This is a genomic window from Micromonospora sp. NPDC047557 (assembly GCF_043205095.1).
In the GTDB taxonomy this organism is placed as follows: domain Bacteria; phylum Actinomycetota; class Actinomycetes; order Mycobacteriales; family Micromonosporaceae; genus Micromonospora.
In genome coordinates this window covers 163448-184879 of sequence record NZ_JBIDDK010000004.1, presented here as the reverse complement: position 1 = coordinate 184879, position 21432 = coordinate 163448, and the positions used below count along the sequence as shown (strand labels likewise).

The window sequence follows — 21432 nt, the reverse complement described above, 5'->3', positions numbered from 1 at the left end:
CTCATCGACGCGGCGTGGCGTGGCCGGTACCGCGCCCGGGCGACCGGCCACGCCGCGCACGCAAAGGCAAAACATTTCCGAAACATTTCCGAAAACTCGATTGTCCGGACCGACCCGTGGTTAGCATCGATCGAGTTTGATATCCCAATCGAAGACGTCCGGCCGTGCCCCTCGGCGGCCCGGGTGTTGGCCAGTAAGGAGGCCGAGATGGCAATGAGCCCATCCGTTCATCGCGGCGGGACTCGGCGACGGCGATCACCCGCCGTCCGAGCGCTGCTCGCCGGCGCGTTCAGCGTCGTGACTGTGGCCGCCGTCGCGGTGATGATGCCCTCGGCGAACGCCGCCGCGTCCACGCTCGGCGCGGCCGCCGCGCAGTCGGGCCGGTACTTCGGCACCGCCATCGCGGCGGGCCGGCTCGGCGACTCGACATACAGCACGATCGCGGCGCGTGAGTTCAACATGATCACGGCCGAGAACGAGATGAAGCCGGACGCGACGGAGCCCCAGCGGGGCCAGTTCAACTTCAACTCCGGTGACCAGATCTACAACTGGGCGACCCAGCGCGGCCTGAAGGTCCGTGGGCACACCCTGGCCTGGCACGCGCAGCAGCCGGGGTGGATGCAGAGCCTGAGCGGCAGCAGCCTGCGTCAGGCGATGATCGACCACATCAACGGCGTGATGGGCCACTACCGGGGCAAGCTCGCCGCCTGGGACGTGGTGAACGAGGCGTTCAACGAGGACGGCAGCCGCCGCTCGTCCAACCTCCAGGGCACCGGCAACGACTGGATCGAGGTGGCGTTCCGTACCGCGCGGGCGGCCGACCCGTCGGTCAAGCTCTGCTACAACGACTACAACATCGAGAACTGGTCGTACGGCAAGACGCAGGGCGTCTACCGCATGATCCAGGACTTCAAGTCCCGTGGCGTGCCGATCGACTGCGTCGGGTTGCAGACCCACTTCACCGGCGGCAGCTCGCTGCCGAGCAACTTCCAGACCACGCTGTCCAGCTTCGCCGCGCTCGGCGTGGACGTGGCGCTGACCGAGGTCGACGTCACCAACGCCTCCACCACCCAGTACGCCGGACTGACCCAGGCGTGCCTGAACGTGCCGCGCTGCATCGGCATCACCGTCTGGGGCGTACGCGACAGCGACTCGTGGCGCTCCAACGAGAGCCCGCTGCTCTTCGACGGCGGCGGCAACAAGAAGGCCGCCTACAACTCCGTCCTCAACGCGCTCAACGCGGCGCCCCCGACCTCGAGCCCGACCGCGAGCCCGACGGTGAGCCCGACCGTGAGCCCGACGGTGAGCCCGACCACGCCGCCGCCGAGCGGCGGCGCCGGCCGGATCGTCGGCGTGCAGTCGGGCCGGTGCATCGACGTGCCGAACTCCACGCAAACCAACGGCACTCGTGTCCAGCTCTACGACTGCAACGGTCAGTCGAACCAGCAGTGGACGTACACCTCCGGCAAGCAGTTGCGGGTCTACGGCAGCAAGTGCCTCGACGCGAACGGCGCCGCCACCGCCAACGGCACCGGAATCATCATCTGGGACTGCAACAGCGGCGCGAACCAGCAGTGGAACATCAACTCCAACGGCACCATCACCGGTGTGCAGTCCGGCCGGTGCCTGGACGTCTGGGGCACCGGCAACGGCCAGCAGATCCAGCTGTACGACTGCCACGGGCAGACCAACCAGCAGTGGCGGACCGACTTCGGCGGCACCACGCCGCCCACCACGGCACCGCCGACCACGACGCCGCCCACCACGGCGCCGCCGAGCGGCTGCGCGCTCCCGTCGACCTACCGGTGGTCGTCGACCGGCGCGCTGGCGAACCCGCAGAACGGCTGGGTCTCGCTCAAGGACTTCACCAACGTGGTCTACAACGGCAAGCACCTGGTCTACGGGTCGAACGTCAACAGCGGCGGCTCGTACGGCTCGATGAACTTCAGCACGTTCACCAACTGGTCCGACATGGCCTCGGCCAGCCAGACCGGAATGAGTCAGGGCACGGTGGCGCCCACGCTGCTGTACTTCGCCCCGAAGAACATCTGGGTGCTGGCGTACCAGTGGGGACCGACCTCGTTCAGCTACAAGACGTCGAGCGACCCGACGAACGCCAACGGCTGGTCCTCGGCGCAGACGCTCTCCACCGCCACCCTCTCGGACGCCCCGTACGGGGTGATCGACCAGACCCTCATCGGCGACGACCAGAACATGTACCTGTTCTTCGCCGGGGACAACGGCAAGATCTACCGGTCGAGCATGCCGCTGGGGAACTTCCCGGGCAGCTTCGGCTCGACCTACACCACGATCATGACCGACTCGACGAACAACCTGTTCGAGGGCGTCGAGGTCTACAAGGTGCAGGGCCAGAACCAGTACCTCATGATCGTCGAGGCGATCGGGAGCCAGGGACGCTACTTCCGGTCGTTCACGTCCACCAGCCTGAGCGGCTCGTGGACCCCGCAGGCCGCCAGCGAGAGCAACCCCTTCGCCGGCAAGGCCAACAGCGGCGCGACGTGGACCAACGACATCAGCCACGGTGACCTGGTCCGCAACAACCCCGACCAGACCAAGACGGTCGACGCCTGCAACCTGCAGTTCCTGTACCAGGGCAAGAACCCCAGTGCGGGAGGCGACTACAACCTGCTGCCGTGGCGGCCGGGTGTACTGACCCTCCAGCGCTAGGCGTCACTCCGTTCGCGCAGAACCGGGGCGTGTCCGGCACCGTGGGTGCCGGGCACGCCCGCCCGGTTCAGTCGGCCAGCTCCTCCGCGAGCAGGTCCATCAGCAGCGCATTGTGCCAGCGCCCGTCCTCGCCCCGCTCGTAGCGGCGCATGATGCCCACCGGCCGGAAGCCCACCTTGGCGTACGCCCGGATGGCCGCGCTGTTCGCCGCGGCCGGGTCGATGGTGAACCGGTGGTGGCCGTACTCGTCGATCAGGTGCCGGGCCAGGGTGCGGATGGCGTCCCCGCCCAGGCCCTCGCCGCGCACCGCCGGGTCGAGGAAGATGTCCAGGCTGGCGTGCCGGTAGTCCGGGTCCGGTTCGGCGTACCACTGGATCGCGCCGATCACCCGACCGTCGTGCTCGATGGCGTACAGGGCGAGGTCGTCGTCGTTCAGGTCGGCCTGGACGGACGCGGCCAGGTCGTCGTCGCCGCGCCACCACCGGCGTACCTCCGGGTCGGCCCGGATGGCCGCGAGGGCCGGCACGTCCGCGACAGTCGCCGGTCGGAGGGTCACCGCACGCCCACGCAGCATCGGCTCAGCCTCGGCTTTCGCCGTGCTCGACGCAGACCGCCGACCAGCCGACCGGCAGCACCTGCACCTTCATCCGGCGTCGGCACTGGGGGCAGTAGCGCGGCGGCTCCAGCGCGCGGGCCGCCGCGCACGACTCGTGCCCGGCGGCCGACGCGTCCTCGCCGCAGCGGTCACACCAGCGCTGCGCTGCCACAAGCTCGGTCACGTCGTCCTCACCGGTCAGCTCAGAGGGTCGCGGAGAGGGCCTTGACCGGCATCTTCAGCTCGTCGAGCAGGTCGAGGTCGGCGGTCGCCGGCCGGCCCAGGGTCGTCAGGTAGTTGCCGACGATCACGGCGTTGATGCCGCCGAGCAGACCGTCGCGGGTGCCCAGGTCACCGAGGGTGATCTCGCGGCCGCCCGCGTACCGCAGGATGGTGCGCGGCATGGCCAGCCGGAACGCGGCGATGGCCCGCAGCGCGTCCTTGCCCTCGACCACCGGGCGGTCACCGAGCGGGGTGCCGGGGCGCGGGTTGAGGAAGTTCAGCGGCACCTCGTGCGGTGCCAGTTCGGCGAGCTGCGCGGCGAACTCCGCCCGCTGCTCGACGGTCTCGCCGAGGCCGAGGATGCCGCCGCAGCACACCTCCATGCCGGAGTCGCGGACCATGCGCAGCGTCTCCCACCGCTCCTCCCACGAGTGGGTGGTGACCACGTTCGGGAAGTACGACCGGCAGGTCTCCAGGTTGTGGTTGTAGCGGTGCACACCCATGTCGACCAGGTCGTCGACCTGCTCCTGGGAGAGCATGCCCAGCGACGCGGCGACCTGGATGTCGACCTCGGCCTTGATGGCGGCGACGCCCTCGCGCATCTGCTTCATCAGCCGGTCGTCCGGGCCGCGCACGGCGGCCACGATGCAGAACTCGGTCGCCCCGGTCTGCGCCGTCTGCTTCGCGGCCTCGACCAGCGACGGGATGTCCAGCCAGACCGAGCGCACCGGGGACGTGAACAGGCCCGACTGCGAACAGAAGTGGCAGTCCTCCGGGCAGCCGCCGGTCTTCAGCGAGACGATGCCCTCGACCTCGACCTCCGGGCCGCACCACCGCATCCGCACCTCGTGGGCGAGCTGGAGGGCGGCGGGCAGGTGCTCGTCGGGCAGGTTCAGCACGGCGAGGACGCCGGCCTGGTCGAGGCCGACGCCGTCACCCAGGACCTGGGTGCGGGCCTGGTCGAGGATCTCTGGCATGGCTCGTACCCTACAAGGCCGCCCCGTCGCCCGGAACGCCCTGGCAGCCGCTCGACCCGCGTGCGAGCAGGGCGCGTTCGGCGGGCGACCGTCCCGCGTCGGCGGCGGCGAGCAGCAGGGCGACGTCGCGCCAGCCTCCCGCACTCGGACCGAGCAGGCGAAACCGATCGTTGACGGTACGTAGCAGTCGTCGCATCGGACCACCATCGGAGTTGACGTCCGCTTCAGGTCAACCCCGCGCGTCGGGTGGATTCGCCGCGTCGGTGGTCGAGGGTGGTAATTTCGCCCGGCGGGTGTCGGGCGTGACCGGCCCGAACGGCAGCGAAGGGGTGACGGTGGCGGACTGGCTGGCGGCGCTCGATCGTCGCGCGCAGTTGCGGGCGAAGGCTGGCCTGACCCGTCGGCTGCACCCGCGCCCCGCCGACGACCGGATGACCGACCTGGCCGGCAACGACTACCTCGGCCTGGCCACTCACCCGGAGGTCACCGCCGCGGCCACGGCGGCACTGTCGGCGTACGGGCTGGGGGCGACCGGCTCGCGGCTGGTGCGCGGCTCGACCGACGCGCACGAGGCCCTGGAGGTCGAGCTGGCGCAGTGGCTGGGCACCGACCGGGCTCTCGTCTTCTCCTCCGGATACCTGGCCAACCTCGGCGCGCTGCGGGCCCTCGTCCAACCCCGGACCCTGCTCGTCTCGGACGCGCACAACCACGCGTCGCTGATCGACGGCTGCCGGATCTCCGGCGCGGAGACGGTGGTCAGCGCGCACGCTGACGTGACGGCGGTGGCCGCCGCGCTGGCGGTGGCGCCGGGACGTCCGGCGGTGGTGGTCACCGAGTCGGTCTTCTCGGTCGACGGCGACCTCGCGCCGCTGGCCGACCTGCACGCGGTGGCCCGCCGCTACGGCGCGCTGCTGCTGGTCGACGACGCGCACGCGCTCGGCCTGACCGGTCCGTCCGGTGCCGGCGCGGTCGCGGCCGCCGGGCTGGCCGGCGAGCCGGACGTGGTAATCACCGCCACCCTCTCCAAGGCGCTCGGCGGGGCGGGTGGGGTCGTCGCCGGCCCGGCGGAGTTCGTCCGACACCTGGTCGAGACCGGCCGTACGTTCATCTTCGACACCGCGCTGCCGCCGGCCGTCGCGGCCGGTGTGCACGCCGCGCTGCGGCTGGCCCGGGCCGGCGACGACAGGCGCGCCGAGGTGGCCGACCGGGTGGCGCTGGCTGTCGGTCGACTGGGCGCGGCCGGGCTGGCCGTCTCCGCGCCGGACGCGGCGGTGATCTCGGTGGCGGCGCCCGGCCCGGAGGCGGCGACCGCCTGGGCCGCCGACTGCCGGGACCGGGGAGTCGCGGTGGGCTGCTTCCGGCCGCCCTCCACTCCGGACAGCCGCTCCCGGCTGCGCCTGACCGTCAGCGCGGGGGTGCCCCGGGCGGATTTCGAGCGGGCCCTGGACGTCATCGTGGAGTGTGCGCCGTGAGCGCGAGGAGTGAGCCGGGTTTGCGAGCCCCGCAGTCGCGAACCACGAGCGGTCCCGTGAGCGCGAGGAGTGAGCCGGGTTTGCGAGCCCCGCAGTCGCGAGCTGAGGGAGCGCCGTGAGCGCGTGGGAGGGGCCGGTGCTGGTCACCGGCACCGACACCGAGGTGGGCAAGACGGTGGTCACCGCGGCGATCGCGGCGGCCGCGCAGGCCGCCGGTCTGCGGGTGGCGGTTCTGAAGCCGGGTCAGACCGGCACGGCCGGCGGTGAGCCGGGCGACGTGGACGTGGTCAATCGCCTCGCGGCCCCGCTGACCGGTCGCACGCTGGCCAGCTTCCCGGACCCGCTCGCCCCGCTGGCCGCGGCCCGGGTCGCGGACCTGCCGCCGCTGGAGCTGTACGCGGCGGTGGACGCCGTCCGCGAGGAGGCGGACAAGCACGACCTGGTCCTGGTCGAGGGGGCCGGTGGCCTGCTGGTGCCGATGGGACTGCGTCCGTCCGGCGAGCCGTGGACGATGGCCGACCTGGCGGTGTCGCTCGGCGCGCCCGCGGTGGTGGTCGCCCGCGCCGGGCTGGGCACGCTCAACCACACCGCGCTGACCCTGGAGGCGCTGGACCGTCGTGCGGTGCCGGCCGGCGTGGTGATCGGCGCCTGGCCGGCGTCGCCGGAGCTGGTGCACTGGACGAACCTCACCGACCTGGTGCCGAACCTGCTGGGCGCGGTGCCGGCCGGCGCCGGTGCGATGGACCCGGGGGTGTTCCGGCGGTCGGCGCCGGGTTGGCTCACTCCGGCGCTGCACGGGGTGCTCGACGACTGGCGCGTCTGGGCCGAGGAGAGCAGCTGAACACCTGACTTTCGTTGGTGTCCGCGCAGGTCGGGCGTGGGTAGCCTGGCCGCCGTGAGGATCCTGGACCGGTCGGTGCCCGGACGGTGGCGGCGTCCGCTGCTGGACGTGCTGCTCTGGGCGGTGGTGGCCGCCCCGATCGCGGCCGCCCGGTTGAGCCCGCCGTACCCGCGGTTCGACGTGGCGCTGCTGCTCGGTTCGCTGGCGCTGCTTGCGGTCGCGGTGGCGTCGGCGCGGCGTTGGCCGCTGGTGGGGTTGCTGCTGGTGGTGCTCGGTTCCCTGGTGGACGGCAACTTCGTCTTCGCCATCCCGGTGTTCAGTTATCTGAGCGGGCGGCGCAGTGCGGGCGCGGCGCCGGCGGCCGTGCTGTTCGGCGTGATCGCCCTCGGCGGCACGGTGCTGAACCTGGGCTTGCTCGGCACCGGGGCGGCGACCTGGTTCCTGCTCGCTTCGGTGCTGCTGTTCGCCGGGGTGTTCCCGTGGCTGGTGGGCCGGTACCGGCGGCAGCAGCAGGCGCTGACCGACGCCGGCCGCCGGCACGTCGAGGCGCTGACGCGCGAGCGGCGGGGCGCCGCGGAGCGGATCCGGCTGCGGGAGCGGGCCCGCATCGCCGAGGAGATGCACGACTCGCTCGGTCACGACCTCAGCCTGATCGCGTTGCGGGCCGCCGCGTTGGAGTTGGCCGACGACCTCGCCCCGGAGCATCGGACGGCGGTGGGGGAGCTGCGGGCCAGTGTCGCGGCGGCGACCGAACGGCTGCACGGCATCATCGGGGTGCTGCGGGAGGAGGGCGGTCCGGCCGGCGTCCGCCCGGTGGGAGAGACCGTCGTCGACCTGGTGGTCGGGGCCCGCGAGGCCGGGATGGCGGTACGGCTGGACGGCCCGACCGACACCGTCGAGCTGCCCGGGTTGACCGGGTCGGCCGCGCACCAGGTGGTGCGGGAGGCGCTCACCAACGCGGCCCGGTACGCCCCGGGCGCACCGGTGACCGTCACCCTCGCGCGGGACCGGAACGGGGTCGAGGTGCGGGTGCGTAACGCGTCGGCGCCGGCTGGCCCGCTGCCCCGACCGGCCTCCTCGGGGAGCGGTCTGCTCGCCCTCGCCGAGCGGGTCCGGCTGGCCGGCGGCGTGCTGGATGCCGGGCCGCGCCCCGACGGTGGCTTCGCGGTGCGTGCCCGGCTTCCGCTGCCCGCCGAGTCGCACTCCGGCGGGGGATGGTCGGGAGTGCCCGTCGCGGTGGGCGCCGTGACCGATGGCACGTTCGACGGTGACGCCCCGGTCGGCGGTGGCCCGGAACGGCCGGCCGACGCCGAGCGCCGGCTGCGCGAGGCTCGCCGGCGGGCTCGGCGCAGCCTGCTGACGGCGCTCGCCGCCCCGGCCGGTCTCGCGCTCGTCCTGTCGTTGGTCTACTACCCGGTCGCCACGGCCGGAACGGTGCTGGACGAGTCGACGTACGACCGGATGCGGCCCGGTACCGCGCGCGCCGACCTGCCCGGGTTGCCCCGCCGGCAGCTCGCCCCGCCGGTCGGCGGGGCGGCGCCGGGGTGCGAGTTCTACACCGACGGCAACTTTCCCCTCGCCGAGCCGACGTGGCGGCTCTGCTTCACCGACGGTCGACTGACCAGCAAGGAGCGGATCGCGCAGTGAACACCGATACGGCCGTGCCGCTTCCGGTCCGGGTGGTCCTCGCCGACGACGAGGCGATGATCCGGGCCGGCGTCCGGGCCATCCTCGCCGCCGATCCGGGCATCGAGGTGGTCGCCGAGGCCGGCGACGGGCGGGCCGCGGTGGAGCTGGTTCGCGCGCACCGACCCCGGGTGGCGGTGCTGGACATCCGAATGCCCCGGTTGGACGGCCTGGCCGCGGCGGCCGAGATCCGCCGGGTCGCGCCGGACACCGCGACGCTCATGTTGACCACCTTCGGCGAGGACGACCACGTGGCCCGGGCGCTCGGGCACGGCGCGAGCGGGTTCCTGCTCAAGGCCGGCGACCCGCGCGAACTGATCGCCGGGGTGCACGCGGTCGCCGACGGCGGGGCGTACCTGTCGCCGCGGGTGGCCCGCCGGGTGATCGAGCTGGGGGCCGGACGGCTGGCCCGCCAGCCCGCCGCGCGGGACCGGACGGCCGGGCTGACCGAGCGGGAGCGCGAGGTGCTGGCCCTGGTCGGGGCGGGGCTGTCCAATGCGGAGATCGCCCGCCGGCTGCACCTGGTGGAGGGCACCGTGAAGAGCTATCTCACCAGCATCTTCACCCGGCTGGACGTGCGCAACCGGGTGCAGGCGGCGATCCTCGCGTACGAGGCGGGGCTGGTCGAGCAGTGAGCGGGGGCCGCGAGGGCCCCCGCTCGATGTGCCTCAGGCGTCGCGGCGGCGCATCGTGGCCCGACCGAGCAGCAGGGCGGCGCCCGCCCAACCGGCGAGCACCAGCAGCCCGACCGCGCCCGGGTACGGCTCGGTGTCGCCGGCCAGGAAGTGCCCACCGGCCACGCCGGGGAACGCGTCGGCGATCCGGTTCAGGACGGTGATGTCCGGCTCCTGCAGGGACAGCGGCACGATCATCAGGGTGGCGAAGAGCACGATGATCGTGAGCACCGCGCTGCGCAGTGCCGCGCCGAGGCCGAGCGCCAGGACGCTGACCAGGGCCAGATAGGTCGCCACCGCCACGATGTCGCCGATCGTGCCGCCGGTCGGCGCGCTGCCCCACTCGCCGAGCACCGGCCGGGCGACCAGGGCGCCGACCCCGCCGAGCAGCAGTCCGAGGACGAAGGTGACGGCGCCGGCCACCACGGCCTTGGCCAGGAGCACCCGGCCGCGTGCCGGGGTGCACTGCAGGGTGGTCCGGATGGTGCCGCTGGTGAACTCCGTCGTGATGGCGAGCAGTCCCAGCGCCAGCACGGCGTACTGGGTCAGCTCGACCGCGTCGATCAGCACGCTGCCGACGGTGACGATGCCCGGGTCGTCGGCCGGGTCGTCGTTGGTGTTGGCGTTGGCCGCGTAGATGGCGAGCTGGCCGGCGCTCGCGGCCATCAGGAACAGCCCGGCCAGCATCGTCCACCAGGTGCTGCGCACCGAGACCAGCTTGGTCCACTCGGCGGCCACGGCGGCCCGGAAGGCGGCCGGCGCGCTGACGGCCGGCGCGGCGGTGGGACGGCTGCCCACCACGGTCTGCGTGCTCATCGTGCGTCACCTCCGGTCGGGCCGCCGGCGTACTCGACGCTGTCGGCGGTCAGCTCCATGAACGCCTGCTCCAGCGACGCGCCGTGCGGGCTCAGCTCGTGCAACCGCACCCCCAGCTCGTACGCCAGGTCACCGATCCGGTCGACGGTGGTCCCGGTGACGGTCAGCTCGTCCGGGCCGGCCGGTTCGACTGTGGCGCCGTGCGCGGCGAGTCGGGCGGCGAGGGTGGCGAGCCCGTCGGGGTGCGGACTGCGTACCCGTACGGCGAGTCCACTGCCCGCGATGACGTCGCCGACCGGGGCGTCGGCGAGCAGTCGTCCCCGGCCGATCACCACGAGTTGGTCGGCGGTGAGCTGCATCTCGCTCATCAGGTGGCTGGAGACGAAGACCGTGCGGCCCTGCCCGGCCAGGGAGCGCAACAGCTGCCGGACCCAGCGCACCCCGTCCGGGTCGAGGCCGTTCACCGGCTCGTCGAACATCAGTACCGGCGGGTCGCCGAGCAGCGCGCCGGCGATGCCGAGCCGCTGGCCCATGCCCAGGGAGAGGGTCCGGCCCGGTTTCCCAGCGGCACGCCCGTCCAGCCCGACGGTGTCGAGCACCTCGTCGACCCGCCGCGCGGGGATGCCGTTGCTGCGGGCCATGGCCAGCAGGTGCGCGCGCCCGGACCGGGTGGGGTGGATGGCCCGGGCGTCGAGCAGGGCGCCCACCTCGTGCAGCGGTCGCCGCAGCTCCCGGTACGACCGGCCGTCGACGAGCGCCGTTCCGGCGGTGGGCCGGTCCAGGCCGAGGATCATCCGCATGGTGGTGGACTTGCCGGCGCCGTTGGGGCCGAGGAAACCGGTGACGCGGCCGGGTGCGATGTCGACGGTCAGCGCGTCGACCGCGAGGGTCGCTCCGAACCGTTTCGTCAACCCACGTAATGTGATCATGCGCTGACGCTAGGCGTCCGCCACGTCGGCCCGCCGCGCCCGAACGGCATCACCCGACAGTGACTTTCGTCAGGTCGCCCGGGTCAGCGGATGTAGTCCTCCAGCAGCGCCGGGGTGAGCCCCGCCCGGTGGATCGCCTGCAACGCCGCGAGAAGGTCGTCCATCAGCGCCGGCCGGAAGTGCATCAGCAGCACGTCGCCGGGTTGGACCACCTTCTCCGGGGTCTGGTAGCGCACCTTCCCCTCGTGGACGGTCTCGGACCAGTGCAGGACGGCCTTCGCGCCGCAGTCCCGAGCGGCGGTCAGCGTGGTGCTGTCGTACTCGCCGAACGGCGGGCGGAACAGGGTCGCCCGCTTGCCGAACAACGCCTCCAGCCGGTCCACGGCCCCGCAGATCTCCTGCTTCTGGTAGTCGTACGACCGGCCGGCCAGCGAGGTGTGCCGGATCGTGTGGCTCTCGACGACCCCGCCGGCGACCTGGATCTGCCGGAAGTAGACGTCGTGCTCCTCGGCCGCCGGTGAGTTCAGGAACATCGTGACCGGGATGTGCGCCCGCCAGATGAAGTCGGCCACCGCGGGCGGGCGAGCCAGCCCACCGTCGTCGATGGTGATGAAGGCGACCTTCTGGTCGGTCGGCAGGCGGTGCCAGAACGGGATCGGGCCGGTCGCGGCCAGCGGCACCGGCTGCGGCGGCGGCGCCTCGGCGAAGGTCGGCACCTGGGACACGTACCAGTCCAGGCTCCCGGGGGCGGGCGGGGCCGTCGTCGTCGGCGCGGCCGACGGCGTGGGCGCCGGGACCGACGGGCTCGGCGGGGCCGCGGTGATCTGCCGAGCGTGGAACACCGGTCCGGCTGCGCAGGCGCTCAGCGCGAGCAGGGCCAAAAGCGTTGCGGCCGCGAGGATCCGACGAGCAGGGGTGACGGACACGCCCGGAAACATACCGAGTCAAGGTCAGGTGCCGCGTGCCCGCTCCCGTGCTTCCTTGCCCAGGCTGTTTAGCCTCGGATCGAGTCGATTCGATCAGCGGGGGCAGCCGATGACACGGTGGATCTTGCAGGTGCTCGCCACCGTTGGTTTCGGCCTCATGCTGGGTTTCATCGGCCTGACGATGACCCTCGACCTGTTCGGGTTTGTCGACGCGGAGACCCGCCGGTTGTCGAGGAACCCGTGGAACCGCCTGTGGGGAATTCCGGCTCGGAGTCCGGCCGAGTTGCGCAGGGCCGTCGGCTTCCGCTTCGGGCGGTTCCTCGTCGGCGGCGTCACGCTCCTTTTCGGTGCCGTGGCCGTGATCGGGGGCATCGTGCTACTGGTCAGCGGGCCGCTCGACTGACCGCACCACGAAGGCGTCCGGCATCCGGAAGGTGAGGTTGTCCGGGCACCACGGCGGCCGGACCACGCTCACCCCGTCGAGCAGTGGCGTCGCCTCGGCCACCACCACGGCCGCCTCCATCCGGGCCAGTACGTCCCCGACGCAGCGGTGCGCGCCCGCACCGAACGCCAGGTGCCGGCGCGACCCGCGCTGCCCCGGGCGGAACTCGTCGGGGGACTCGACGATCGCCGGGTCCCGGCCGGCGCGGGCCAGCCACAGCACGATGCTGGTGCCCGCCGGCACGGCGGTCCCACCCAGCGTGCCGTCCACCGCCGCGACGCGCCGCCACGTGACGATGGGCGGTTCGAGGCGTAGGCCCTCCTCGACGACGTCGGCCACCGCGACGTCGCCGGTGCGCAGGCCGGCGCGTACCGCCGGTTCGACGGCCAATCGGTGCAGCAGCAGGGTGAGGAACTGTGACGTGGTCTCCTGGCCGGCGACCAGGAGGAAGAAGAGCGCGCCCACCACCACGTCCGGCGGGTGGCCGCCGGCGCGCAGCTCGGCGGCCAGGCCGCCGCCGGTGGCCGCGAACTCCCGCAGGACGCCGTGGAAACGGCCCACCTCGGTGGCGAGCGCCAGCTGCCGGTCGCCGTCCAGGGGCGCCCAGAACAGCTCCAGTGCCGCCCGGGCGAACTCCTTGACCGCGCCGACCGGCGCGTCCGGCAGCTCGACCAGCCGGGCCAGCACCAGCAGGGGCAGGTCGGCGGCGAGGTCCGCGTACAGGTCGACCGGCTCACCGGCGTCGAGCGCGGCGCGCAGCCGGGCCACCCGCTGCCGGACCAGAGCGGTGAGCCAGGGGCGTTGCGCCGCGACCCGGGCGGGGTGCAGCGCGTCCGCGACGATCGCCCGGATCGGGGGGTGGCTGGCGGCGGAGTTGTTCGCCAGCGTCGGCGGCAGCCGGAACCGGTGCCCGGCGAGCACCCGCAGCGCGGTCACCGGCATCGGGGTCACCGCGTCCAGGGCGTTGTCCGGCCGGTAGCGGACCGGGTCGGCGAGGACCTGCCGGACCAGCGCGTGCCGCGTGACGACGAGGTGACGTACGCCGACGTGGTCGGCCACCTCGGCGACGTCCGGCCAGGGTGCCTCGACCTCGGACGCCCAGCCGGAGAACAGCACGTCGACACGCTAGCCGGCAGCCCTCGGCAGGCCGGCGCGCAACTGCCAGACGGTGGTGCGCTTCACCCGGACGCTCTCCAGGGCCTCCGGCACCGGCACGTCGTAGGTCGCCAGCTCGTCGAAGCGGTCCCGGGGCAGGAACGCCCGGCCGGGGTCTCCGACCAGCGCCGGCGCCCCGGCCCGGGTGGCGCGTAGCAGGAACCGCAGCACCCGCCGGGCCATCGCCTCGCTGTAGAACACGTCCCCGGCAAGCACCACCTCGGCGTCGCCCGCGTCGCCGTCGAGGATGTCGCCGAACTCGGCGTCGACGCGTACCCCGTTGGCCTCGGCGTTGAGCGCGACCGCCGCGACCGCCAGCTCGTCCACCTCGACGGCCCGCACGGACGCCGCGCCGGCCCGGGCGGCGGCGATGGCCACCAGGCCGGAGCCGGAGGCGAGGTCGAGCACCCGGCGGCCGGCGACCAGCTCCGGGTGGTCGGTGACATAGCGGGCGAGCGCCTGCCCGCCGGCCCACGCGAAGGCCCAGAACGGCGGCGGCCGGTCGCTGGAGAACTCGCCCTCGGTCAGCTCCCAGAGCCCGATCGGTTCGTCCGCCTGGTGCAGGCGCACCTCGGGAACGAAGGGGACCGGGGCCAGCCGGGCGTGCAGCCGGACGAAGGTGCTGGAGAGCTCGGACACCCGGCGATTCTCGCGCACCGGTCAGCCCCGGCGACGCACGGAGGTGGTCGAGGGAGTGCGGGTACGCGTGAAGGGTTCACCACTCTCGGTGAAATCACCCCTTCTGCTTGGCGTCCGCTGCGAAGACACCCCTCTGTCCGGCCCGCCCGTTTCCTCCTAGCGTTTCCCTCCAGGGACGAGAAGGAGCGAGGTGGTGGTGATCGTGTGGCGGTACGCGCTGCGGCTCGGAGCGTTGGTTGTCGGCGTTGCCGGGGCGGTGCTGACCCTGGCCGCGCCGGCACAGGCGGCCTTCGCCACCGAGATGAGCGGCCTGCCGGCCCGGTTCAGCGCGGGGGACCAGGTGCGCACGATCTCGGCGGTGGTCTCGCAGACGGACCGGCGCGGCGGATGCGCGAAGGTGCGCTGGTCGATGGTGCTGCGCGTGCAGGGCATCCGGCTCGACCAGGTGAAGATGGACCGGGTGGAGGAGAACGGCGACTTCCCGCTGGAGGTCCAGACCGAGGGTGACGTGGCCCGGTTGACCGATCGGCAACTCGACCCGGGCACGCTCTGCCCCGGCCGCACGGTCACCGCCCGCTACCGGGTGGCCTTCGCCGAGGACGTCACCCAGGGGCGGGTCACCCTCGCCGCCGAGGCGTACGACGCCAACCTGCGCCTGTTGGCCCGCCAGACGGCCACCCGGTCGGTGGTGGGGGCGGGGGCCAGGCCGACCGGTACGCCGACGCCGAGCGCGACGCCGGCCGAGCCCAGCGATCCGCCGAGCGAACCGGCGCAGGAGAGCGCCCCGGCCGAGGAACCGGTCGCCGACCAGCCCATCGACGCCGCGCCGCCGGCCGCTGGCCGTCCGGTCTCACAGGCCGGTGGGTTCGGCATGGTGCAGGCCGCCTTCCTGCTCGGTGGGCTGCTGCTCTCGCTCGGGGTGGGGTTGCTGCTGCGGTTGCGTCACCTGACCCGGGCCGCCACCACCGAGGCCGAGGACCCGCCGGTGGACCGGCTCTGGGAGCGGCCGGCGCCGGCGGGTGGCTGGCGACCGGCCCGCCGCTGATCGGGGGTTGTCGGGGCCGGCGGAGAGCCGCCGGCCCCGACGGTGTCACTTCGTGAACGCCTGGAACTCGGCGATCCTGACCTGGGCCCGGGCCGGGCTGGCGGTCGCGCAGTCCGTCGTCGTGGCCGGGTCGTCGTCCTGCTCACCGGCGTACTGCGGGCCGCCGGTGCACTGGCTGGCCAGCACTTCCAGGCGCAGGTGGGTGGCGAGGGTGGTGGGCACCGCGAACGTCCGCAGGTTGATGTCGCGGCTGTACGCCCGGTACGCCCCGCCGGGGAACGCGTCGCCCGCGCTGGTGTAGATCCGCCGCCAGTGCGTCGGGTCCGCGCAGTCGGTCGTCGTCGCGTCGCAGGCGGACACCGCGAACGAGCGCAGCGCGCTGAGCGCGTTCTGACTGCCGGTGTCGGCGTCCCCGACGATCGCGGGTCGCAGCATCGCGCTGACGTTCACCCGCTTGACCGTCTGCGGGCCGTCGCCCGGCAGGTCGACGGTGAGCTGCCGGCCGGCCACCCCGTCCAGGGAGGCCCAGTTCGTCGCCTCGGTGTCGTCGGCGACCCGGTCCAGGTTGACCCCGTCGCCGCTGATCGTGGCACCGGAGGCCGTGGACGCGAGGTTGCGACTCAACCGCAGGTCCACGTAGCCGGTCCGGCCGGCGTCGGCGACCACGCTGAGCCGCTGGTGCCCGAAGCCGGGCGCGACGGCCAGCAGGTCGTACGTGCCGGCCACCATCTCCACCGTGTTCGGGATCGGCGTGGCCGGGTCGGTGTCCGCGATCGGCGTGGCCCGTGCCTCGTACGCCCCGACGTACACCCGGATCGGCGCGTCGGCGCTGTCCCCGCGGGGGCGCAGGGTGAGCGTCGCGTTGCCGCCGCGCGGCGAGGCGAAGCTCGGCGTCGGGTCGGTGTCCGCGGCGCCGTTTGTGGCGGCGTCCCGGCCCATCCCGGAGCGGGCGAACTCGGCCCAGATCAGGTCCTGGTTCGCGCCCCCGAACCGCAGCAGGTCGGCGGTGAGCATGTTGTCCCGCATGTCGAGCATGCTGACCTGGCTGGCGGCCTGGAGCAGGAACGAGTCGAAGACCAGTTGCGACCAGCGCCGGTTCCCCGGGCACTTGTCGGCGGTGACCTTGCCCTGTGCGCACTCCAACTGCCGCTGGGTCGTGCCGAGGCCGTACCGCTTCACCAGGGCCGAGCGGACCCGGTAGTTGGTGGCGCCCCAGATCTCCCCGTCGGCGTGCACGGCGGGGCCACCGGTGTTGTAGCCGATGTCGGAGTAGTTCAGCGGGCTGCGGCTCAGGTCGTAGTTGCGGATGCCGCTGACCAGGTTGCCGGTGACGTAGCCGCCGGTGACGAAGGGCGACTCGCCGGGCGCGCGCAGCCCGTTCTGGTACAGGTACTCGGCGGCGAGCAGGTCGCCCCACGACTCACCCATCGCCCCGCCCTGGTGGCCGCTGATCCCGCTGTCCGGGCCGGCGATCATCCGGTTCGTGATGGCGTGGGTGTACTCGTGGCCGATCACCGTCATGTCGTAGTCGCCGTCCACGCACGGCGGGTACGGGCCACCGGCCTGTGGCTGCCACAGGTACATGTTGGTGGTCGGCGGCAGGCCGTCGCGCCCGGTGCCCTGGTTGGCGTTGTTGCGGTTGCCGGTCAGCGCGCCCTGCTGGGCGCGGCCCTGCTCGGCGTCGCCGCCCAGGCCGGACGGGGTGAGGTTGACCGCCTGGAGGTTCCACGCCGACTCGGTGAAGCCCAACTGGTACGCCCAGTCGTGCATGCGGTTGTGCATGACGAAGAGGTTGGCGATCGCCGCGTCCGCGTCGTTGCGCTGCGCCGACGTGAACACCGCCGGGTTGCACTTCGCCTGGTGCCACTGGTCGGTGAACGGGTACTCGTAGCGGCGCTCCGGGCTGGGGGTGGCCGGGACGATCGGGGTGTTGTTGCCCCAGGAGAGCACGGTGTTGGCCGAGTTGCCGCGCGAGGTGAAGGTCGGAGTGCCGGTGGCCGCGTCGACGTCCCACGGCTGGCCGGTGGCCGGGTCCCGCTGGGCGACCTGGCAGCCGGGGGCCGGGTCACCGCACCAGCGCACCCGTGGGTCCTGCCCGGCGGCGAGGTCGCGGGGCGGGGTGGCCGGGAAGACCGCCCAGCTCGGGTTGTCCGAGTCGAAGTCGACGAGGTCCTCGCGGACCAGCACCTTCCCGGTGCTGCCGTCCACGTAGCTGGTGAACGCCGCCGGGTGGTCGGCGTCCGCGCCGATCATGGTCACCTCGTAGGCGGCCCGGGGCCCGTCCAGCGGGGTGGGTACGGCCACGGCGCGCACGGTGTGGCTGGCCACCGCCGTCGCGGTCAGCCCGGCGTCGGCGAGCGCGTCGGCGTACGCCTGCTCGGCGGTGCGGGTGGCCGGCGCGGGCGCGCTGGTGTCGCGGGCCAGCGAGGAGTTGACGGCGAGCACCGAGCCGCCCTGGACCGCGAGGGTGACCAGGCCGTCGGGCCCGGCCGGTAGGTCGCCGAAGCGCTGCCGCAGGGTCACCACGGCACCGCTGCCGATCGGTCGGACCAGCACCCGTTCCAGGTCGGCGACCGTCGCGGCGTCCATGCCGTACAGGTCACGGTTGGCCGTCAGGTAGGCGCGGGCGGCCGCCTCCGGGTCCGTGGGCAGCCCGGTGGCGAGCGGGGTACGACCGGGGCCGAGTGCCTGCGGGGTGCCGAACCGGTTCCACCGCGCGTCGGGATCGGCGGCGCGGGCCAGGCCGCGCTGGCGGGCGTTGGGTGCCGCCGTACCGGAGCGGTTGTCGAGGTCGGCGGGCTCGTGGTTGCCCTCGGCGAACGGCCCGGACGAGCGGTGCGTGGACGGCGCCCCGGCGGGGGCCGCGGTGCTCGCGCCGGTGGGTAGCAGCGCGGCGATGGTCGCGGTCGTCGCCAGGACGGCGATGAGCCGGCGTCGACGCCGGCTCATCGGGGGTGACCACTCCGGTTGTGGCACGGGACCTCCTCGTGGGAGCGGGATGGCCGGCGGCTGCCGACCGACGCAGCGCGGTGACGCATGCGCATCTGTGGATATCAGCCGACCGGGGGCGCGGCAAGGCCCCCGACCGCCGACGCGCCGACTGATCGAGATAAATCAACTTTACAAAACGTACGCTCTTGTAAAAGAGCGTGATGGCTGTCACTGTCGATGTCAGAACGCGAGACCGGAGGTTGGCCATGACCGTCGATGCCGATCCGACCGTCGAGCCCGCCGCCTGGCGGGACCGTCGCAAGCCGCTCTGGCCGCTGGCGCTCCTGGTGCCGGCGCTGCCCTTCGTCGGCTTCGCGCTGTGGCGGGCCGGCGGCGGCGCCTGGGCGTGGTGGCTCACCCCGGCCGTCGTCTTCGGCCTGATCCCGGTGGTCGACCTGCTGCTCGGCGACGACCGGCAGAACCCTCCCGAGGAGGCGGTGCCCCGGCTGGCGGCCGACGGCTACTACCGCTGGCTCACCTACCTCTACCTGCCGGCGCAGTACGCGGCACTGGTGCTGTGCTGCGCGGTGTGGGCCCGCGACAGCCTCTCCCTCGCCGGTGCCGCCGGCCTGGTGGCCACCGTCGGGGTGGTCAACGGCATCGCCATCAACACGGCCCACGAGCTGGGCCACAAGCGCGAGCGGGTGGAGCGGTGGCTGTCCAAGGTGGCCCTGGCGCCGGCCGCGTACGGGCACTTCTACGTCGAGCACAACCGCGGCCACCACGTCCGCGTCGCCACGCCGGAGGATCCGGCGAGCTCGCGACTGGGGGAGAGCTTCTGGGCGTTCTGGCCGCGTACCGTCCTCGGTAGCCTGCGCTCGGCCTGGCGGTTGGAGACCAGCCGGTTCCGCATCCGCGGCCGGTCCCCGTGGACCCACCGCAACGACGTGCTCAACGCGTGGGCCATGACCCTGGTGCTGTACGCGGCGCTGACCCTGGTCTTCGGCCCGGTGGTGCTGCCGTTCCTGGTCCTGCAGGCGGTGGTCGGCTTCTCCCTGCTGGAGGTGGTCAACTATCTGGAGCACTACGGGCTGGCCCGGCAGCGCACCGCCGCCGGACGCTACGAGAAGGTCGACGCCCGGCACAGCTGGAACAGCGACCGCACGGTCACCAACGTCTTCCTCTTCCAGCTCCAGCGGCACAGCGACCATCACGCGAACCCGCTGCGCCGCTACCAGACGCTGCGTAGCTTCGACACCTCACCGCAGCTGCCCGCCGGGTACGCGACGATGGTGGTCGTGGCGCTGGTCCCGCCGCTGTGGCGACGGGTGATGGACCACCGGGTGCTCGCGCACTACGGCGGCGACCGGGGACTGGCCAACACGCGGCCCCGACGCTGACCGCTCAGTGGCCCGGGGCCCAGTCGGGGTCGCGGCCGAAGGCGGCCAGCAGCTGGTCCTGCTCGTCGGCGTCGGCGGGCAGCCGCGCGTCGTCGCGTACCAGCTTGTCGCGTCGGTAGTCGTCGATCCGGCCGGCGAACCACTCGGCGCACACGCGCACCGCGTCCGGGTCGAGCCGCGGGTCGGCGCCGATCGCCACCGCCAGATCCCAGCCGTGCACCAGGTGTTCGGCGAGGAGCTGCTGGACGTACTCGGTGGCCGGGGTCGGGCCGGCCGACAGGTGCACGGTGCGGTCGATCGTGCCGGGATGGGTGACAGCGATCTCGGCCTGCGCGGCCGCCTCCCGCGCCGTCGCGGCCGGGTCCGCGCCGAGCTGGTCACCGTCGAAGCGGTCGCCGACCTCGTCGACGGTGCGGCCGGCGAGCAGCGGAACGCTCCACCGGTCCTCGCCGACCACGTGGTTGACCAGGGTGCGGACGTCCCAGTCCGGGCACGGTGTCTCCTCGGCCCACTGGCCGGGCCCGATCTGGTCCACCCGGTCGACGAACTCGGCCAGGCTCCGGCGGTACGCCTCCAGCAGATCCATGCCGTCGATTGTTCTCCTCGGCGCGGTGGCCCGAGCCGTTTTGCCCGGCCCGACCTGCGGTGCCGTCCCGCCGTCGCCGCTCAGTCCAGGTCGGCCGGGGCCAGGCCCAGCTCCCGGGAGGTGACCAGCCGCACCCACTCCCCGAACTGCCGGCGGGAGATCACCCGGTCGTGCACGGCGAGCTGCACGGCGAGGCCGTCCATCACGGCGCTGATCCGCCAGGCGGCCCCCTGCGGGTCGGCGCACTGGAAGGTGCCGTCGGCGACCCCGGCGGAGATGACGGCGGCCAGATCCTGCCGCCAGCGCAGGTCGAGTCGCCGGGACACCTTCTCCAACTCGGGGGTGCGCAGCGACTCGGACCAGCCGTCGATCCACATCGACCAGGAGGTCGCCCGACCGGCCGGGGTGTAGAGCTTGAGGATCCGGCGGAGCTTCGTCAACGGCGGAGCGGAGGAGCGGGTGACCGCGTCCAGGCGGGCCAGATCCTGCTCGACGGCGTACGCGAACGCCTGCGCGAGCAATCGCTCCTTGGTGGCGAAGTGGTAGAACACCAGGGCCTGACTCACACCGGCGGCCTGTGCCACGTCCGCCGTCCGGGTGTTGGCCAGACCGCGCTCCACGATCACGTCGCAGGCCGTGCGCAGCAGGGCATCCAGGCGGATCTCGGCCGCACGTCTCGTCACGACCGTTACCGTAGCCCATCCACCCGAACACGAACAGTTACCACCACCGTCCGTTTCGTGGGCTAAGAGTCGGAATCCGGACACTTCCCGGGGCTGCCGTGCTTCGGTCTCCCGGCGGTGTTCGTCGAGGTCCGCCGCTCGCCGCGAGGGTGCGTCGCCGCCGGTCGAGGGACTGCTGTCCCGGTGGCGGCACCGAGCGTCGCACGATGCCGGAGTGTGACGGTCGGGAGTCAGTTGAGGAACCAGGCCAGCTCCCTAGGAAGCTTGCGGTGAGTGGGTCAGGCCCTCCCCGGGATCTGGCATGCCGTCCCGCTCGGGCTCCCGGGCGGGAGGGGACGCGCCGACACAGACCCCCGAGTTGGCAGTCGTTCACCGGCTCGGCTAAAGTTCTCATCCGTCACCCGGGAACGCCGGGGGCGTGCGGACGTAGCGCAGCTGGTAGCGCATCACCTTGCCAAGGTGAGGGTCGCGGGTTCGAATCCCGTCGTCCGCTCGGAGCTGCCGCCACGCATGACGGGGGCAACCTCGGTGGGGTGGCCGAGAGGCGAGGCAACGGCCTGCAAAGCCGTGTACGCGGGTTCAAATCCCGTCCCCACCTCGGCATTATGCACGGGCGATTGGCGCAGTGGGAGCGCGCTTCCTTGACACGGAAGAGGTCACTGGTTCAAACCCAGTATCGCCCACCAGCTGTACAGCAGGTCAGAAGGCCCGTTACCGGATATTCG

At 73.0% G+C, this 21432-nt stretch carries 20 protein-coding genes and 3 tRNA genes; 11 read left to right on the top strand and 12 right to left on the bottom strand.

What is annotated here, in order from left to right; translation table 11 throughout:
• Nucleotides 1–207 precede the first annotated feature (207 nt).
• Nucleotides 208–2688, top strand: a complete 2481-nt coding sequence (locus ACGGAQ_RS13675) for a non-reducing end alpha-L-arabinofuranosidase family hydrolase (protein ID WP_393048299.1) — start codon at nt 208–210, stop codon at nt 2686–2688.
• A gap of 67 nt (nt 2689–2755) precedes the next feature.
• Here the strand turns inward: ACGGAQ_RS13675 and ACGGAQ_RS13670 are convergent, their stop codons facing one another.
• From ACGGAQ_RS13670 to ACGGAQ_RS13655, 4 genes are read right to left on the bottom strand one after another with little or no spacing between them, the layout of a single operon-like run.
• Nucleotides 2756–3262 (bottom strand): GNAT family N-acetyltransferase, encoded by a 507-nt coding sequence (locus ACGGAQ_RS13670; protein ID WP_393048296.1) that lies wholly within the window; start codon nt 3260–3262, stop codon nt 2756–2758.
• A 4-nt stretch (nt 3263–3266) separates the two neighbouring features.
• The gene (locus ACGGAQ_RS13665; RefSeq protein WP_393048875.1) at nt 3267–3485 is read right to left on the bottom strand and encodes a hypothetical protein; all 219 of its coding nucleotides are present in this window, start codon (nt 3483–3485) and stop codon (nt 3267–3269) included.
• Between the two features lies 1 nt (nt 3486).
• Entirely contained in the window at nt 3487–4482 is a 996-nt protein-coding gene (bioB, locus tag ACGGAQ_RS13660; RefSeq protein WP_354855452.1) for a biotin synthase BioB, read from the bottom strand.
• A 10-nt stretch (nt 4483–4492) separates the two neighbouring features.
• On the bottom strand, nt 4493–4678 hold the full coding sequence (locus tag ACGGAQ_RS13655; protein ID WP_393048294.1) for a hypothetical protein: 186 nt from the start codon (nt 4676–4678) through the stop codon (nt 4493–4495).
• A gap of 139 nt (nt 4679–4817) precedes the next feature.
• On the opposite strand from ACGGAQ_RS13655, the gene ACGGAQ_RS13650 reads away from it, so the two are divergent.
• The 4 genes from ACGGAQ_RS13650 (at nt 4818) to ACGGAQ_RS13635 (ending at nt 9116) form a co-directional block, all read left to right on the top strand.
• Complete coding sequence (locus tag ACGGAQ_RS13650; protein ID WP_393048872.1) at nt 4818–5954, top strand: 8-amino-7-oxononanoate synthase; 1137 nt, start codon at nt 4818–4820, stop codon at nt 5952–5954.
• 136 nt (nt 5955–6090) lie between these two features.
• Nucleotides 6091–6795 (top strand): dethiobiotin synthase, encoded by a 705-nt coding sequence (gene bioD / locus ACGGAQ_RS13645; protein ID WP_354855460.1) that lies wholly within the window; start codon nt 6091–6093, stop codon nt 6793–6795.
• Between the two features lie 54 nt (nt 6796–6849).
• Entirely contained in the window at nt 6850–8442 is a 1593-nt protein-coding gene (locus ACGGAQ_RS13640) for a sensor histidine kinase (protein WP_393048291.1), read from the top strand.
• Nucleotides 8443–8498: 56 nt separating this feature from the next.
• Nucleotides 8499–9116 (top strand): response regulator, encoded by a 618-nt coding sequence (locus ACGGAQ_RS13635; protein WP_393048869.1) that lies wholly within the window; start codon nt 8499–8501, stop codon nt 9114–9116.
• Between the two features lie 33 nt (nt 9117–9149).
• Here ACGGAQ_RS13635 and ACGGAQ_RS13630 read toward each other — a convergent pair whose 3' ends face one another.
• From ACGGAQ_RS13630 to ACGGAQ_RS13620, 3 genes are all read right to left on the bottom strand, one after another.
• On the bottom strand, nt 9150–9971 hold the full coding sequence (locus tag ACGGAQ_RS13630) for an ABC transporter permease (RefSeq protein ID WP_393048288.1): 822 nt from the start codon (nt 9969–9971) through the stop codon (nt 9150–9152).
• On the bottom strand, nt 9968–10900 hold the full coding sequence (locus ACGGAQ_RS13625) for an ATP-binding cassette domain-containing protein (protein WP_393048285.1): 933 nt from the start codon (nt 10898–10900) through the stop codon (nt 9968–9970). The genes ACGGAQ_RS13630 and ACGGAQ_RS13625 overlap by 4 nt, the downstream gene beginning before the upstream one ends.
• 83 nt (nt 10901–10983) lie before the next feature.
• Nucleotides 10984–11826, bottom strand: a complete 843-nt coding sequence (locus ACGGAQ_RS13620; RefSeq protein WP_393048282.1) for a polysaccharide deacetylase family protein — start codon at nt 11824–11826, stop codon at nt 10984–10986.
• Between the two features lie 124 nt (nt 11827–11950).
• On the opposite strand from ACGGAQ_RS13620, the gene ACGGAQ_RS13615 reads away from it, so the two are divergent.
• Nucleotides 11951–12229: a hypothetical protein gene (locus tag ACGGAQ_RS13615; RefSeq protein ID WP_393048280.1), complete on the top strand. Its 279-nt coding sequence runs from the start codon at nt 11951–11953 to the stop codon at nt 12227–12229.
• On the opposite strand, the gene ACGGAQ_RS13610 is transcribed toward ACGGAQ_RS13615, so the two are convergent.
• A complete protein-coding gene (locus ACGGAQ_RS13610) occupies nt 12203–13384 on the bottom strand; it encodes a cytochrome P450 (RefSeq protein WP_393048277.1) in 1182 nt (393 codons plus the stop codon). The two genes, ACGGAQ_RS13615 and ACGGAQ_RS13610, sit on opposite strands and share 27 nt — an antisense overlap.
• Nucleotides 13385–13393: 9 nt before the next feature.
• Nucleotides 13394–14062 carry a 50S ribosomal protein L11 methyltransferase gene (locus ACGGAQ_RS13605; RefSeq protein ID WP_354855445.1) on the bottom strand — a complete coding sequence of 223 codons (669 nt, stop codon included), beginning with the start codon at nt 14060–14062 and terminating at the stop codon, nt 13394–13396.
• Nucleotides 14063–14255: 193 nt separating this feature from the next.
• On the opposite strand from ACGGAQ_RS13605, the gene ACGGAQ_RS13600 reads away from it, so the two are divergent.
• Nucleotides 14256–15107, top strand: coding sequence for a hypothetical protein (locus tag ACGGAQ_RS13600; protein WP_393048275.1), 852 nt, complete (start codon nt 14256–14258; stop codon nt 15105–15107).
• Nucleotides 15108–15152: 45 nt separating this feature from the next.
• On the opposite strand, the gene ACGGAQ_RS13595 is transcribed toward ACGGAQ_RS13600, so the two are convergent.
• Nucleotides 15153–18083 carry a M36 family metallopeptidase gene (locus tag ACGGAQ_RS13595; protein WP_393048272.1) on the bottom strand — a complete coding sequence of 977 codons (2931 nt, stop codon included), beginning with the start codon at nt 18081–18083 and terminating at the stop codon, nt 15153–15155.
• 221 nt (nt 18084–18304) lie between these two features.
• On the opposite strand from ACGGAQ_RS13595, the gene ACGGAQ_RS13590 reads away from it, so the two are divergent.
• Nucleotides 18305–19438 carry an alkane 1-monooxygenase gene (locus ACGGAQ_RS13590; RefSeq protein ID WP_354855442.1) on the top strand — a complete coding sequence of 378 codons (1134 nt, stop codon included), beginning with the start codon at nt 18305–18307 and terminating at the stop codon, nt 19436–19438.
• 4 nt (nt 19439–19442) lie between these two features.
• Here ACGGAQ_RS13590 and ACGGAQ_RS13585 read toward each other — a convergent pair whose 3' ends face one another.
• Nucleotides 19443–20024, bottom strand: a complete 582-nt coding sequence (locus ACGGAQ_RS13585) for a TIGR03086 family metal-binding protein (protein ID WP_393048268.1) — start codon at nt 20022–20024, stop codon at nt 19443–19445.
• A gap of 80 nt (nt 20025–20104) precedes the next feature.
• Nucleotides 20105–20707 (bottom strand): TetR/AcrR family transcriptional regulator, encoded by a 603-nt coding sequence (locus tag ACGGAQ_RS13580; RefSeq protein ID WP_355139244.1) that lies wholly within the window; start codon nt 20705–20707, stop codon nt 20105–20107.
• A gap of 420 nt (nt 20708–21127) precedes the next feature.
• Between ACGGAQ_RS13580 and ACGGAQ_RS13575 the strand changes: the two genes are divergently transcribed.
• The 3 genes from ACGGAQ_RS13575 to ACGGAQ_RS13565 all read left to right on the top strand — a co-directional run bounded on the left by ACGGAQ_RS13575 (nt 21128) and on the right by ACGGAQ_RS13565 (nt 21393).
• Nucleotides 21128–21200, top strand: a tRNA-Gly gene (locus tag ACGGAQ_RS13575).
• 34 nt (nt 21201–21234) lie between these two features.
• Nucleotides 21235–21305 (top strand) — tRNA-Cys (locus tag ACGGAQ_RS13570).
• Nucleotides 21306–21318: 13 nt separating this feature from the next.
• Nucleotides 21319–21393, top strand: a tRNA-Val gene (locus tag ACGGAQ_RS13565).
• Nucleotides 21394–21432: the final 39 nt, after the last annotated feature.

What these genes read in the sequence shown, in the direction of transcription:
- ACGGAQ_RS13585 (WP_393048268.1), bottom strand. Translation starts at nt 20,024, where the DNA reads ATGGATCTGCTGGAGGCGTACCGCCGGAGCCTGGCCGAGTTCGTCGAC.
- ACGGAQ_RS13655 (WP_393048294.1), bottom strand. Translation starts at nt 4,678, where the DNA reads ATGCGACGACTGCTACGTACCGTCAACGATCGGTTTCGCCTGCTCGGT.
- ACGGAQ_RS13670 (WP_393048296.1), bottom strand. Translation starts at nt 3,262, where the DNA reads ATGCTGCGTGGGCGTGCGGTGACCCTCCGACCGGCGACTGTCGCGGAC.
- ACGGAQ_RS13625 (WP_393048285.1), bottom strand. Translation starts at nt 10,900, where the DNA reads ATGATCACATTACGTGGGTTGACGAAACGGTTCGGAGCGACCCTCGCG.
- ACGGAQ_RS13590 (WP_354855442.1), top strand. Translation starts at nt 18,305, where the DNA reads ATGACCGTCGATGCCGATCCGACCGTCGAGCCCGCCGCCTGGCGGGAC.
- bioB (WP_354855452.1), bottom strand. Translation starts at nt 4,482, where the DNA reads ATGCCAGAGATCCTCGACCAGGCCCGCACCCAGGTCCTGGGTGACGGC.
- ACGGAQ_RS13675 (WP_393048299.1), top strand. Translation starts at nt 208, where the DNA reads ATGGCAATGAGCCCATCCGTTCATCGCGGCGGGACTCGGCGACGGCGA.
- ACGGAQ_RS13635 (WP_393048869.1), top strand. Translation starts at nt 8,499, where the DNA reads ATGATCCGGGCCGGCGTCCGGGCCATCCTCGCCGCCGATCCGGGCATC.
- ACGGAQ_RS13630 (WP_393048288.1), bottom strand. Translation starts at nt 9,971, where the DNA reads ATGAGCACGCAGACCGTGGTGGGCAGCCGTCCCACCGCCGCGCCGGCC.